This is a genomic window from Flavobacterium sp. (assembly GCF_044339515.1).
Lineage (GTDB): Bacteria > Bacteroidota > Bacteroidia > Flavobacteriales > Flavobacteriaceae > Flavobacterium.
This window is the reverse complement of record NZ_JBIIVK010000009.1, coordinates 11,439-25,332: the sequence shown is the minus strand read 5'-3', so window position 1 is coordinate 25,332 and position 13,894 is coordinate 11,439. Positions and strand designations below refer to the sequence as shown.

At 36.0% G+C, this 13,894-nt stretch carries 15 protein-coding genes; 2 read left to right on the top strand and 13 right to left on the bottom strand.

Annotated features, from left to right (window positions below; all coding sequences use genetic code 11):
• Nucleotide 1 precedes the first annotated feature (1 nt).
• The 7 genes from ACIQ0M_RS03830 to trmD all read right to left on the bottom strand — a co-directional run bounded on the left by ACIQ0M_RS03830 (nt 2) and on the right by trmD (nt 6,596).
• Nucleotides 2-502, bottom strand: a complete 501-nt coding sequence (locus ACIQ0M_RS03830; RefSeq protein WP_129464615.1) for an RNA polymerase sigma factor — start codon at nt 500-502, stop codon at nt 2-4.
• Nucleotides 503-692: 190 nt separating this feature from the next.
• Nucleotides 693-2,915 carry an NADP-dependent isocitrate dehydrogenase gene (locus tag ACIQ0M_RS03825; protein WP_396149988.1) on the bottom strand — a complete coding sequence of 741 codons (2,223 nt, stop codon included), beginning with the start codon at nt 2,913-2,915 and terminating at the stop codon, nt 693-695.
• A 251-nt stretch (nt 2,916-3,166) separates the two neighbouring features.
• Nucleotides 3,167-3,517: a 50S ribosomal protein L19 gene (gene rplS / locus ACIQ0M_RS03820; RefSeq protein WP_396149892.1), complete on the bottom strand. Its 351-nt coding sequence runs from the start codon at nt 3,515-3,517 to the stop codon at nt 3,167-3,169.
• 119 nt (nt 3,518-3,636) lie between these two features.
• Nucleotides 3,637-4,650, bottom strand: coding sequence for a Gfo/Idh/MocA family oxidoreductase (locus tag ACIQ0M_RS03815; protein ID WP_396149890.1), 1,014 nt, complete (start codon nt 4,648-4,650; stop codon nt 3,637-3,639).
• Nucleotides 4,651-4,691: 41 nt separating this feature from the next.
• On the bottom strand, nt 4,692-5,075 hold the full coding sequence (locus ACIQ0M_RS03810; protein ID WP_396149888.1) for a DUF3037 domain-containing protein: 384 nt from the start codon (nt 5,073-5,075) through the stop codon (nt 4,692-4,694).
• A complete protein-coding gene (locus ACIQ0M_RS03805) occupies nt 5,053-5,841 on the bottom strand; it encodes a HipA family kinase (protein WP_396149886.1) in 789 nt (262 codons plus the stop codon). Before ACIQ0M_RS03805 ends, ACIQ0M_RS03810 begins: the two co-directional genes overlap by 23 nt.
• Before the next feature lie 77 nt (nt 5,842-5,918).
• Complete coding sequence (gene trmD / locus ACIQ0M_RS03800; protein WP_396149884.1) at nt 5,919-6,596, bottom strand: tRNA (guanosine(37)-N1)-methyltransferase TrmD; 678 nt, start codon at nt 6,594-6,596, stop codon at nt 5,919-5,921.
• Nucleotides 6,597-6,929: 333 nt separating this feature from the next.
• Between trmD and ACIQ0M_RS03795 the strand changes: the two genes are divergently transcribed.
• Complete coding sequence (locus ACIQ0M_RS03795; protein ID WP_396149882.1) at nt 6,930-7,862, top strand: peptidylprolyl isomerase; 933 nt, start codon at nt 6,930-6,932, stop codon at nt 7,860-7,862.
• Nucleotides 7,863-8,097: 235 nt separating this feature from the next.
• Nucleotides 8,098-8,652, top strand: a complete 555-nt coding sequence (locus tag ACIQ0M_RS03790; protein WP_396149880.1) for a hypothetical protein — start codon at nt 8,098-8,100, stop codon at nt 8,650-8,652.
• 55 nt (nt 8,653-8,707) lie between these two features.
• Here ACIQ0M_RS03790 and ACIQ0M_RS03785 read toward each other — a convergent pair whose 3' ends face one another.
• The 6 genes from ACIQ0M_RS03785 to ftsH all read right to left on the bottom strand — a co-directional run bounded on the left by ACIQ0M_RS03785 (nt 8,708) and on the right by ftsH (nt 13,881).
• Nucleotides 8,708-9,481: a superoxide dismutase gene (locus tag ACIQ0M_RS03785; RefSeq protein ID WP_396149878.1), complete on the bottom strand. Its 774-nt coding sequence runs from the start codon at nt 9,479-9,481 to the stop codon at nt 8,708-8,710.
• 1 nt (nt 9,482) lies between these two features.
• The gene (locus tag ACIQ0M_RS03780; protein WP_129465119.1) at nt 9,483-9,755 is read right to left on the bottom strand and encodes an acyl-CoA-binding protein; all 273 of its coding nucleotides are present in this window, start codon (nt 9,753-9,755) and stop codon (nt 9,483-9,485) included.
• Nucleotides 9,756-9,758: 3 nt separating this feature from the next.
• Nucleotides 9,759-10,409, bottom strand: a complete 651-nt coding sequence (locus tag ACIQ0M_RS03775; protein ID WP_396149876.1) for a phosphatidylserine decarboxylase family protein — start codon at nt 10,407-10,409, stop codon at nt 9,759-9,761.
• A complete protein-coding gene (locus ACIQ0M_RS03770) occupies nt 10,399-11,205 on the bottom strand; it encodes a phosphatidate cytidylyltransferase (RefSeq protein WP_396149874.1) in 807 nt (268 codons plus the stop codon). The genes ACIQ0M_RS03775 and ACIQ0M_RS03770 overlap by 11 nt, the downstream gene beginning before the upstream one ends.
• A 1-nt stretch (nt 11,206) precedes the next feature.
• On the bottom strand, nt 11,207-11,809 hold the full coding sequence (locus tag ACIQ0M_RS03765) for a lactate utilization protein B/C (RefSeq protein WP_396149872.1): 603 nt from the start codon (nt 11,807-11,809) through the stop codon (nt 11,207-11,209).
• Nucleotides 11,810-11,925: 116 nt separating this feature from the next.
• Nucleotides 11,926-13,881 (bottom strand): ATP-dependent zinc metalloprotease FtsH, encoded by a 1,956-nt coding sequence (ftsH, locus tag ACIQ0M_RS03760; RefSeq protein WP_396149870.1) that lies wholly within the window; start codon nt 13,879-13,881, stop codon nt 11,926-11,928.
• Nucleotides 13,882-13,894 lie beyond the last annotated feature (13 nt).

Here is a 13,894-nt window from a genome sequence, read left to right as displayed (position 1 = left end):
ACTATTTTGCCTTTTGATAATAAAAATTGTTCACTAACTCTTTCAATTTGGTTTTGGAAGCGTTCAATTGTGATTTTGAAGTACCTTCTGAGATGCCTAATTGCAATGCAATTTCCTTGTGTGAATACCCTTCGATGACAAACAGATTAAAAATAGTTTTGCAGCCATCGGGAATCAGTTGAAGCAGATTCAGTAAATCTTCCTCCTCCAAATCAGTAATTTCGTCCGTTGTAGGTTGCGACGCTAATTTGACATCATCTAAATACAAATTAAAATTCACATTTTTCCGCAACGTGAGTAAACACTGATTGACTGTGATTTTTCTAGCCCAAGCTTCAAACGCATGGTCTTCTTTTAATTGATCAATTTTGGTGAAAATAGTGTAGAATGCATCGGCCAAAGCTTCTTCTATTTCTTCCTCCTTTTTGAGATACCGTTTGCATAGGTGATACAATTTGGGTCCCATGTGCTCATACACCTTCCGCTGGGCGTCTCGGTGCATTTTTCTGCAGGCTTGAATGATATTTTTTTCCATCACAATTGGTTTGCTTTCTTATAAAGAGCACAATAGTTGGCAAAAGGTTGGGAAGAACCTAAAACTTTTTTTCGATTTTATAAATTTAGGGTTTAGTAGGGAATAAAAAAAGACAATCGGTTAGGATTGTCTTTTTTGTAATGAGAAAATATATTTTCTAACTCAACTTCGCTAAGACAGCGTTTAATGTCGAACTCGGACGCATCGCTTTTTCTAACAATTTAAAATCAGGTTTGTAATAACCACCTATTTCTTGTTTTTTGCCTTGCGAACCAATTAATTCTTCATTGATTTTGGCTTCATTTTCAGTTAATTCTTTGGCAATAGGAGTGAAGAGGTTTTTTAATTCTTCATCTTTATTTTGTTCTGCCAACGCCTGAGCCCAATAGAAAGCCAAGTAAAAATGTGAACCTCTGTTGTCAATCTGACCTACTTTTCTAGCAGGCGATTTATCGGTTTCTAAGAATTTTTCTGTCGCTAAATCTAACGTTTCTGATAGAACCAACGCTTTTGCATTATTCAACGACTGACCTAAATGTTCTAACGAAACGCCAAGAGCTAAAAATTCGCCTAATGAATCCCAACGCAAATAGCCTTCTTCAATAAATTGTTCTACGTGTTTTGGAGCAGAACCACCGGCACCGGTTTCAAACAATCCGCCGCCATTCATTAACGGAACAATTGATAACATTTTAGCCGAAGTTCCAACTTCCAAAATCGGAAATAAATCAGTTAAGTAATCACGTAACACGTTTCCGGTTACAGAAATCGTGTCTAATCCTTTGATAATTCTTTCTAACGTGAAAGTAGTCGCCTCAACCGGATTTAAAATTCGGATATCTAATCCGCTTGTATCGTGATTTTTTAAATATAAATTGACTCTTTCAATAATTTGTCTATCGTGAGCACGGTTTTCATCCAACCAAAAAACAGCTGGTGTGTTGGATAATCTCGCACGGTTTACGGCTAATTTTACCCAATCTTGAATAGGAGCATCTTTTACTTGACACATTCTGAAAATATCGCCTTTTTCCACTGCTTGTTGCATCAACACAGCACCTTCACCATTAATTACTTTAACTGTACCAAAGTCATCTATTTGGAATGTTTTATCGTGTGAACCATATTCTTCCGCAGCTTGTGCCATCAAACCAACGTTGGGAACGCTTCCCATTGTTTTTGGGTCGAATGCTCCGTGTTTTTTACAAAAGTTAATCGTAGCAGTATAAATTCCGGCATAACATCTATCCGGAATAATCGCTTTCGTATCTTGAGGTTTTCCTCCAGCATTCCACATTTGACCGGAAGTTCGAATCATCGCCGGCATCGAAGCATCTACAATCACATCAGATGGAACATGAAGATTAGTAATTCCTTTATCCGAATTCACCATTGCGATTGCCGGGCCTTTTGCCATTACTTCCGTTAATGCAATTTCAACCTCTGCTTGTTTGGGATGACCGGAAATTTTAGCATACACATCACCCAAACCGTTTTTAGTATTTACGCCTAATTCGTTGAACAATTCGGCATATTTTTCAAATACATCGGCAAAGAAAACATCTACAATAGCTCCAAAAATAATAGGGTCGGAAACCTTCATCATGGTTGCTTTTAAATGGACAGAAAACAAAACATTTTTCGCTTTTGCATCTTCAATTTCATTGGCAATGAATTTTTTTAAACTATTCAAATTCATTACCGAACTATCAATAATTTCGCCTGCTTTTAAAGGCGTAGTGTCTTTTAAAACTTTTGATGTACCATCTTTTGCTTCAAAAACTATTTTGAAAGTAGTTGCTTCCGGTATTGAAACCGATTGCTCACTTCCATAAAAATCGCCACCGGTCATATGAGCAACGTGCGTTTTTGAATCGGCACTCCAAGCACCCATACTGTGCGGATGTTTACGAGCATAATTTTTAACAGCTTTCGGAGCACGACGATCGGAATTTCCTTCACGTAGAACCGGATTCACAGCCGAACCTAATACTTTAGCAAATTTAGCTTTGATGGTTTTCTCTTCTTCGGTTTGTGGATTTTCAACAAAATCAGGAATAGCGTAGCCTAATTTTTGTAGTTCAGCAATCGCTTCTTTTAACTGTGGAACAGATGCGGAAATATTTGGGAGTTTAATGATATTGGCTTCCGGAGTTGTGGCTAGCTGACCTAATTCGGCTAAATCGTTGTTGATTCGTTGATCTTCTTTTAAATACTCAGAAAAATTAGCAATAATTCGTCCGGCTAATGAAATGTCACGGGTTTCAACGGATATAGCTGCAGGAGAAGTAAAAGCTTTTACAATAGGTAAAAACGAATGAGTAGCAAGCATGGGAGCTTCATCCGTAATTGTATAAATAATTTTGGATTTTGACATGATGGTATTAGTTGTTTGTGTTTGTTTGTAACGATTCCTGAAAAATCAGGAATACAAAGATAAGAAAAACGAAGCGGAATTTAGGCAGATTCTTCCAACGAAAACGATTGAATTATGGATATGATAATCTGAACTTTAAAAATTAAGAATTTGATAAAAAACGAATTAAAAATTGAGTGAGTTGTTAAAATTGATGAGAATAAAAAATCCCGTTCTGAATTTCAAAACGGGACTTTTTATGAGTAGAAAGTTGATTATCTTCTTCTTTCTTTGATTTTTGCTTTTTTACCGGTAAGGTCTCTGAAGTAGAAAATACGAGCTCTTCTCACTTTACCTCTTTGGTTCAATTCAATTTTCTGTAAAGCGGGCATGTTAACCGGGAAAATTCTTTCCACACCAACAGCTCCAGACATTTTACGGATAGTGAATGTTTCAGTTGCTCCAGTTCCTCTTCTTTGGATTACTACTCCTTTGAAGAACTGTGTTCTTGTTTTTTCACCCTCTTTAATTTCATAATAAACAGTGATAGTATCACCTGCTCCGAATTCCGGAAAGTCTTTTTTTGTAACAAATTCGTCTTGAACGAATTTCATTAAATCTGCCATAACAATTAAGTTAAAATAGTGATTATCAGAGCAACATACACGATTATCGTCAGAGGTTGGTCCAAATGTGGGTGCAAATTTACAATTTATTTTGAAATTACAATTAAATTGGTTGATTTTTATTTTGTGTTGAGTAAGGTTATCTGCTCCAAAATCTCCTCATTCCTAACAGAAAACGGTTTTTCATTCCGAATACATTCATACACTTCATCAAATAAACCATTAAAATTGCCTTTTTGAGATGGAACTAGTTCAGTAATTACATTGTTATTTTCATCAACATAAGTCAATTTCCCTTCTTTGTTTTCCAATTCCAATCCGAAATCAGGATGATTGGGAGCCATTCCTGCCATCAATTGATTTTCTTGTTCGTCGCAAAAATCTTTGATGAAACTTCCTTTTGTGCCGTGAATCACAATGCCGGGTTGAATATCCAATACATGCATACTCACAGTTATAAAAGCATTCACCTGATTCTCAAACAAAAGATGCACAAACGCGTAATCATCCACCAAAGTGCCATTGCGATACATTCCTTTTTGGACATAATGCTTTTTCGGTTTACCAAAAATTGAAATCGCTTGGTCAATTAAATGCGAACCTAAATCATACAAAATTCCGCTTCCGGGCAATTCATTTTCTTTAAATCCTTTCGCACTAATAGCGGGACGAAAACGATCAAATCGTAAATGAACTTCAACAATATCGCCTAATTTACCTAATTTTATAATTTCTTTCGCAGCACAAATATCACTGCTCCAACGTCGATTTTGATAAATTAAAAGGTGTTTTTTTACCGATTTGGCTAATTCCATTAATTCCAAAAATTCCTCTGGAGTAGCTGTTGCCGGTTTTTCTAACAAAACATGTTTTTTTGCTTGCAAACATTGTTTAGCCAATTCAAAATGCGTGTTGTTTGGCGTATTCACAACTACCAATTCAATCGTATCATCAACCAAAAGTTCTTCTAACGAAACATAACTTTTTACATCCGGAAAATCATTCTTTGCTTTTTGCGTATTTCTTTCTAAAACAGCATACAATTCAAATCCTTCATTAGTCGCCAAAAAAGGAGCGTGAAAAATTTTACCGGAAAGTCCGTAGGCTAGAAGGGCTGTTTTGATTGGAGTCATATTGTTTTTTCTAATTTTTTAAAGGAAGAACTCATATTCAATCACAACACCAACTCCAAATACAATCGTTCAAAAGTACCATCTAAATCAACACTCAAACCTGTATGAGGTCTTGATGTTTGAATGCTCGAACTCTTCACGGCGGTTAACCATCTGAATCGCTCTGCCATATCAAAAGCAGCAATTGGCCCACCGTCTTTTTTGCCAGAGCAGATTTTTGAAAACGCTTCTAAATTTATTTTTAATTGAGATAAATCGAATTCAGCATCCAAAAAACGAATTTTTTCATCCGAAATTTCATATTGAATCCGCAAATATTTTTGATGTTTACAAAAAACCATCAAACCAATATTAATGAATTCTTCACGTTCCACCCTTGGTACAACGCGAATTACGGCGTACTCATATAAGTGTGGAGCGGACATCTTGTGCTTGTTTTAAAAATAAGGATGCATTGGCCAATCGAATGGACAAAAATTGAAAATAAACTTCTTTTATTTCAGTTGGCGTTATTGCTTGATCTTCCCAAAGTAACCATTCTTCCGGAATTTGATTGACGATTTCACGTAAAACAGTATCGTTTAATTTTGAAGTAAAATCGGTGTTTACTTCCTCTAAACGAGTGGCTTTCGGTAACAAAACGTGGTCTTTAATCAAGGAAAACGGAGTCAACGCATTGGCTTTCCAATTATCCCATGAATGATGAAAATAAAAAGCCGCACCGTGGTCAATTAACCAAAGTTCTTTTTTCCAAATTAATAAGTTGGTGTTCTTAAAAGTACGGTCGACATTCGTAATATATGCGTCTAACCAAACAATTTTGGATGCCAAAAGAGCATCACAATCATTCACAGCTGCATCATAAGTCAAAGCTCCCGAAAGAAAATGTAAACCTAAATTTAGACCTTGACTGCCTTGCAATAAATCCTGAATTTCCTCATCGCCTTCGGTTCTTCCAAAAGCTTCATCGAGATGGGCAAAAACCAATTCAGGAACAGGCAAACCTAAAAATCTAGCAATTTGACCACCCAAAAATTCGGCAATTAACGCTTTCACACCGTGACCGGCACCACGAAATTTTAAAACATACTTAAAATCATCATCGGCTTCGGCCAATGCAGGCAAAGAACCACCTTCTCGCAAAGGCGTGATGTAGCGAGTAACATTTACCGTTCGTAAATTTGTGTGCATAAAATTGGAATTTCAATAACAAAGATAGTGAAAACAAAACCGCCTCAACGGATAACAGACAACCGAGAACAGTTAACTTATTCCTCCAACAAATCCGGTCGTCTATTTTTCGTATGTTCATACGCTTGATTCTCACGCCATTTATCAATTTCTGCAAAATTTCCGCTCAACAACACAGCAGGTACTTTCCAACCTTTGTATTCTGCCGGACGAGTATAAATCGGTCCCGACAACAAATTATCCTGAAAACTATCCGTCAAAGCCGACGTTTCATTACTCAAAACACCCGGAATTAAACGAATAATCGCATCACTCAACACCGCCGCACCCAATTCGCCACCCGAAAGCACATAATCACCAATCGAGATTTCTTTCGTAATAAAATGATCGCGAACCCGTTGGTCAACTCCTTTATAATGTCCGCAAAGAATTATAATATTGTGCAGCATCGACATCGAGTTCGCCATTTTCTGATTCAGCGTTTCCCCATCGGGCGACATATAAATCACCTCGTCATAGTCGCGTTCACTCTTCAATTTCGCAATACAATCGTCAATCGGCTGAATCGACATCACCATTCCGGCACCACCACCAAACTGATAATCGTCCACACTTTTCTGCTTGTTGGTCGTATAATCACGCAAATTATGCACGTGTACTTCCACCAAACCCTTATCAATGGCACGTTTCAAAATCGATGCCTCAAAAGGACTTCGTAAAAGCTCAGGCAAAACCGTGATAATATCAATTCGCATACAACTAATTTTTGGCAAAAATACTTATTTTTCAGAAGCTATTCCGGCTTTTCTCTACAAGTTTTTTTTCAAAACAAAAGTTTTGTAAGCCTCGGCAAGAGCTCCTAAGGTCGCTTTGCCAAGTCAACAAAACTAATTTGTTTTTTCAAAAAAAGCTTTCCGTTGCAAACGAAGTTCACTGAACTCCGCTTAAAATAAAAGTTAAGTGAAGTAATCCGGGCTAGGGGATTCTGCTTTCAAAGGAAATTCATTTTCAACAATCAGCTTTCATAAAAATAAGGTTAATCAACAATAATATCTTAAATTTGCACCTCAATTAAAATAAATCAAACGATGGAAAACGGAATATACGCTAAATTCAATACCACAAAAGGTACCATTTTAGTAAAATTAACACACGATAAAACACCTGGAACAGTTGGAAATTTTGTTGGCTTAGCCGAAGGACAATTAGAAAACGACGCCAAACCAATGGGAAAACCGTATTATGACGGACTTAAATTCCACAGAGTTATTTCCGATTTTATGATTCAAGGTGGTTGTCCACAAGGACAAGGAACCGGCGGACCGGGTTATCAATTTGACGACGAGTTTCATCCGGATTTACGTCATGACGGACCTGGCGTTTTGTCTATGGCCAATGCCGGACCGGGTTCAAACGGTTCGCAATTTTTCATCACACACGTGGCAACACCGTGGTTAGATAAGAAACATTCGGTTTTTGGAAATGTAGTAGAAGGACAAGATGTGGTGGATGCAATTGCTCAAGGCGATGTGCTAGAAACCCTAGAAATAGTTAGAGTAGGCGAGGAAGCTCAAAAATGGAATGCCATCGAAGCATTCAGAACATTTGAAGGTTCACGTGAAAAAAGAATAGCAGAGGAAAAACAAAAAGCAGAAGAAGCACTAGAAAAATTAGCAGCCGGTTTTGAAAAAACAGAAAGCGGTCTACGTTATAAAATCATCCAAAAAGGAAGCGGAAAACAAGCTGAAAAAGGGAAAACCGTTTCGGTTCATTATTCCGGTTCTTTAGAAAACGGAGTAGTCTTCGATTCGTCCTACAAAAGAAAACAACCAATCGATTTCCCACTCGGAAAAGGTCACGTAATCGAAGGCTGGGACGAAGGAATTCAATTATTACAAGTGGGCGACAAAGCTCGTTTTGTCATTCCATCTTATTTAGGTTATGGTTCTCGTGGAGCCGGTGGCGTAATTCCACCCGATGCTACGTTGATTTTTGACGTGGAGTTGATGGAGGTGAAGTAGGGAGGTTGCGGGTTACGAGTTGCGGGTTCTAAGTTGGTGACTTTTTCCTTAAAGAAAATGTTCACTTAACGAATCCATTCTAATCTTTTATAGCTAAGCTATTAAAATCAGCGGAAATCCATTAAATCCACAAAATCCGTGTTCTATTAAAAAATAAAAAAAGCATTCTGAAAAGAGTGCTTCTTTTTTTGGAATAACTTTTGCTTTCGTATCTTTACAACATCATCAAATGACCATGCGAATCTTATTTTTATTTATACTCTTTGTTAACTTTTCTGTAAAAGGACAGATTTTTAATGCACAACACTGTGGTTATGATTTTACTTCCTATTTAGTGATTGATGTACATGAAAAAGGTAAAAAAGAAAACATTAAGAATTTACGCATCACAATAATAGACAGTTCCGGTAATGAAGTTATTAATAAAAACAATCGTTGGAGTTGGGTAAATAATAATAAACCCTTGTTATTTACACCCAATTATAAACTCAATAAATCTGGCGAAAAAGTAAGTGAAAATGATCCTGAGGGCAAATGGTTTTTTCCATTTGCAAAAGACAATTACCTCCTTTCAATAGTTAATACTTTTTTAGCAGATAATTTCAGTGTTAAAATAGAAGATATCGATGGGGAGGAAAATGGAGGTCATTTTGAAACACAAGTTATCCAACTTTACCCGTTTAACATGTATATTTTATGTTCTTCTGAAAATGAACGTCAAGCTCAACAATTCGGGCCTCGAACCAACCGTCCGGTAGAAGTTCTTTTAGAGAGGAAAAAGGATAAATAAAAAAGGTTCGATGTATCAAACTCATCGAACCTTTGAAATTTTAATTAAAAAAATATTATTTCACGGCGGTTGCGGCAGTATATTTTTCGGTTATTTTATCCCAGTTAATTACGTTGAAAAAACCTTCAACATAGTCTTTTCTTTTGTTTTGGTGTTTTAAATAGTAAGCGTGTTCCCAAACATCAACCGCTAAAATCGGGGTACCTGAATTCCCTAATTTAGTCATTAACGGATTGTCTTGATTGGCTGTTGTTGTAATGACTAACTTTCCTGTTTTATCTACAATTAACCAAGCCCAACCTGAACCAAATTGTTTGGTAGCAGCTTCTGTAAATTGGGTTTTAAAATCGGCAAAACTGCCAAAATCTTTTGTGATGGCATCAGCTACAGCTCCGGTTGGTTCACCACCTTTGTTGGCTCCTATTATTTCCCAAAAGAAATTGTGGTTATAATAGCCACCACCATTGTTACGAACTGCTTTGTTTTCAGGATCTAATTTTTTCAAAATATCTTCAATCGACATATTTGCCATTTCGGTACCTGCAATTGCTTTATTCAAATTGTTGGCGTATCCTAAATGGTGTTTTGAAAAGTGAATTTCCATTGTTTTAGCATCAATATGCGGTTCTAAAGCATTGTATGCATAAGGCAAAGCTATCATTTCAAAAGCTCCACCCTCATCTACTTTTACATCAGCAGGGTTGCCCATTTCCGTCACAACCTCTTCTTTTTCCGGTAAAGGAACTTCAACTACCTCTTCTAATTTTTTGTTGTTGTTGCAACTGATTAAAGTTGAAACTAAAAATGCAGATAAGATTAATTTTTTCATGTTATTTTTTTTTATTTAGTAATGAATTAATTGTTTCAATATAAAGCTCTTTCGCTTCATCGGGTGAAATATGACTGATTTGCATCCAGGCGTTTGTTTTGAATGCATTTCTCAAGTCGTTATTACTTAGTTGTTTATAACCCACTGTGCCATGAGTTGCCTGTTTGTAATAAGCATAAATACGCAACATGACATCCTGAGGAAGTAACTCTGTCATATTGGAAGCTTTTTCAAAAGCCTCTTGAAAACGTGTATCTAAATCTTTTTCAGCCATTGGTTATTTTTCGGCTACAACAGTTTCTCCTCCTTTTACGGTTTGGTTTAAACTAACATTGATTTTAGTACCTAAAGGTAAGAATAAATCCACTCTCGAACCAAATTTAATAAAGCCGGCATCCGTTCCTTGCTTCACCATGGTACCTTCTTTGGCATAGTTTACAATTCTTCGGGCCAACGCACCTGCGATTTGGCGGTAGAGAATTTCACCAAAAATTCGGTTTTCAATAACTACGGTAGTTCTTTCGTTTTCGGTACTTGCTTTCGGGTGCCAAGCAACTAAATATTTTCCGGGATGATATTTGCTGAAATTAATTTTTCCATTCACGGCATAACGGGTCACGTGCACATTAATGGGTGACATAAAAATGGAAACCTGAAGTCGTTTATCATTAAAATATTCGGGTTCAAAAACTTCTTCAATCACAACCACTTTCCCATCTACGGGAGCAATCACATGGTTGTCATCGTTTTGGGTATATCTTTTTGGATTTCTGAAAAATTGTAAAATTAAAATCAAAAAAATCAAACCGATAATTTGAATGGTCATTCGCAACCAAGTTAATGATATAAAATGATCGGCTAATAAAATCATGGCAGCAACGATAACAGTAGCCATTAAAATGATTTTCGCTCCTTCTTTATGAAACATAATTTAAAATTTGATAAAACAAAAAAATGAATGGTGCCACATAGATGATACTGTCCAAACGATCTAAAATTCCGCCATGTCCCGGCATGATTTTCCCACTGTCTTTCACTCCGGCTAAGCGTTTGAATTTTGACTGAATTAAATCACCTAATGTTGCAAATATACTAACTAATATGGCTATTCCAATCCAAATTCCGATATTGGAAGTTCCGATGAAAAATTTAGCTATCAGAATACTGCCTAAAACACTGAAAGTTAGACCTCCTAAAAAACCTTCGATTGTTTTTTTGGGTGAAATTCGTTCAAAAAGTTTATGCTTTCCGATTGACTTTCCTACCACATAGGCAAACGTGTCATTCGTCCAAATTAAAATAAAAATCCCGATTAAAATTCTTGGGTTATAACCATCAACGCCAATTGGTATTTTAGTTAAAATGATAAACGGTAGAATAATATAGCCAATTAAATACAGCCATTTTTCATATTTTTTAAATGCCTTGTCTTTCTTTGAAAACAGAAAAAGAGCCAATTGAATAGATACTAAAATACTAACTAAAGTAATACTTCCATCATAAAATTGGTTAAAAGGCGTATTGTAAAAAATGATGTAGCTAACTATGGCAATGATTAAAGGGATAACATAATTCAGCTTGATTAATTTACAGAATTCAAGTACAGCGAGAGCCAAAAAGAGACCAAACAAAATGTAGAAAGTAATGTTTGAATAAAGTATGCAGCTCAATAATAATAGAATGTAAACTGCACCCGATAAAGCTCTTATAAGCGTTTCATTCATCTTATAGATCTTCTAAAAGCAAGAGGTACAAGTTTTTAGCTGCACTTCCGTAATGAAGAAAATCTTCTTCTTTTGCTTTTTCAAAATATTTGATTGTAGTAATATTAGTTGGATAATCTTTGTCGTAGCGTTTTTTGATTTCTCTTAATCCGTCACTTTTGCTCTCCAAAATTTGGCTGGTGGTTGCAAAAACAACGATATTGGCAGGTAATTCGTGTGGCTTATTTTGCTTAATTTGATTGGATGTTAAAAGCACTGAACCTTCATCAGCAATTAAATTTTCACAACTGGCTAATAGAAATTTTGGACTGGTTGTGTTTTTATAAACCAATCTATTTTCATCTAAAAAATGAAAAAGTTTTGGTTCATAACACACGGCTTCACATTCAAACCAATCGTTTTCTTCTAAAATATTTAAAAACTGCTCGTTAACTTCTTCTAAATTTTCACAATATAAAAACTTACCTCCATTTTTCTTAAAATTGAAAGTAAACATTTCATCAACAGGGATTTTGGTTTCAGGATTAAACGGACTGGCTTCTTTCTCCTTATTTTCATTAGAAGAATCGTTTCCTGTACCAAATAATTTTTTAAAAAGACTCATACTTTTTAGAACAATTCTGTAATTTGTTATTGAAATCGCTCAAAGATAAAAAAAAACTCAATTCAAAAATGATATTGAATTGAGTTTTTTATGTTTTTTTGATAAAATAAGATGAATTATTCAACTCCAACGGAAACATGACTTTCTTCTCCAAATGGTCTTTTTCCGAAAATGGCCTCTAAATCGTCTTTAAAAATAACCTCTTTTTCGATTAAAATATCGGCCAATTGAATTAATTTGTCCTTATTTTCTTCCAATAACTTGATTGCTCTTTGGTATTGACTTTCAATTAACCCAGAAATTTCTTGATCAATGGTTACCGCCGTTTCTTCTGAATAAGGTTTTGAGAAGCTGTATTCACTTTGTCCGGATGAATCATAATAAGTGATGTTTCCTAATTTATCATTCAAACCATAAATCGTAACCATTGCACGAGCTTGTTTGGTCACTTTTTCTAAATCGCTCAACGCTCCGGTAGAAATGGTATCAAAAATCACTTTTTCTGCAGCTCTTCCTCCCATAGTGGCACACATTTCATCAAGCATTTGGTCCGGTCGAACAATCAATCGTTCTTCGGGTAAATACCAAGCTGCTCCCAAACTTTGTCCTCTTGGAACGATTGTTACCTTTACTAAAGGAGCGGCATGTTCCAACATCCAGCTTACAGTTGCGTGTCCTGCTTCATGCGTAGCAATGGCTCTCTTTTCTGCAGGTGTAACAATTTTATTTTTCTTTTCTAAACCGCCTACAATTCTATCTACAGCATCTAAAAAGTCTTGTTTGTCAACAGCCGTTTTATTATTTCGGGCTGCAATTAATGCGGCCTCGTTACATACATTGGCAATGTCTGCACCTGAAAATCCCGGTGTTTGTTTAGCTAAGAAATCAGTATCTAAACCTTCTACTTTTTTCAAAGGAGCTAAATGTACCTCAAAAATTTCTTTTCGCTCACGAATATCCGGTAAGTCAACATAAATCTGACGGTCAAAACGACCTGCTCTCATCAGTGCTTTATCTAACACATCGGCACGGTTTGTGGCTGCTAGAACAATTACGTTGGTATTAGTTCCAAAACCATCCATTTCGGTTAGTAATTGATTAAGCGTATTTTCCCTTTCATCGTTAGAACCCGACATATTGTTTTTTCCTCTCGCACGACCTACAGCATCAATTTCATCAATAAAAATAATCGCCGGTGATTTGTCTTTAGCTTGCTTGAATAAATCCCGAACTCTTGATGCACCCACACCCACAAACATTTCTACGAAATCGGAACCCGATAACGAGAAGAAAGGCACTTTTGCTTCACCGGCAACCGCTTTGGCTAACAATGTTTTTCCGGTTCCCGGAGGTCCAACAAGCAGAGCACCCTTAGGGATTTTTCCACCTAAGTTGGTATATTTTTCTGGGTTTTTAAGAAATTCAACAATCTCTTGTACTTCTTCTTTTGCACCTTCTAATCCGGCTACATCTTTAAAAGTAACTTTTACATCGGTTTTTTCGTCAAACAATTTTGCTCTTGATTTGCCAATGTTAAAGATTTGTCCGCCGCCACCGCCGGCACCACCACCGGACATTCTTCGCATGATGATAATCCAAATCACAATGATTAAAATGATAGGCAGAAAATTGATTAAAATACCGGTCCAATTACTTTTTACTAAATAATTATAATCCGCTAATTTGTTTTCTTTTTTGGCTAATTCGAGTTTGTCTTGGAATAATTTTACATCACCAATATTAGGTAAAAGATAATGAGCACCTTTGTTTTCTCGACCTAAAACGTCATTCACAACGCCTTTGTGTTTTTTGTCTTTCAGGGCTTCTTTGGTAATATAAATTTCGGCTTCACTTAAATTTTCACCTTTGTTATAAACCAAAACTTTTTCAATCTCACCATTTTCGAGGTATTCATTGAACTTAGAAATAGTCAATTTTCCCGGTTCTTGGAATGAACTTCCACCGGAAATGATGCTTATAAAAATAAAAATTCCGGCCACAATAAAATAAATGAGCCAAGGATTAAATTTAAATTTATTCGGATTGGGTGTAGAATTATTTTCTTTTGACATTATAAATTTTCTT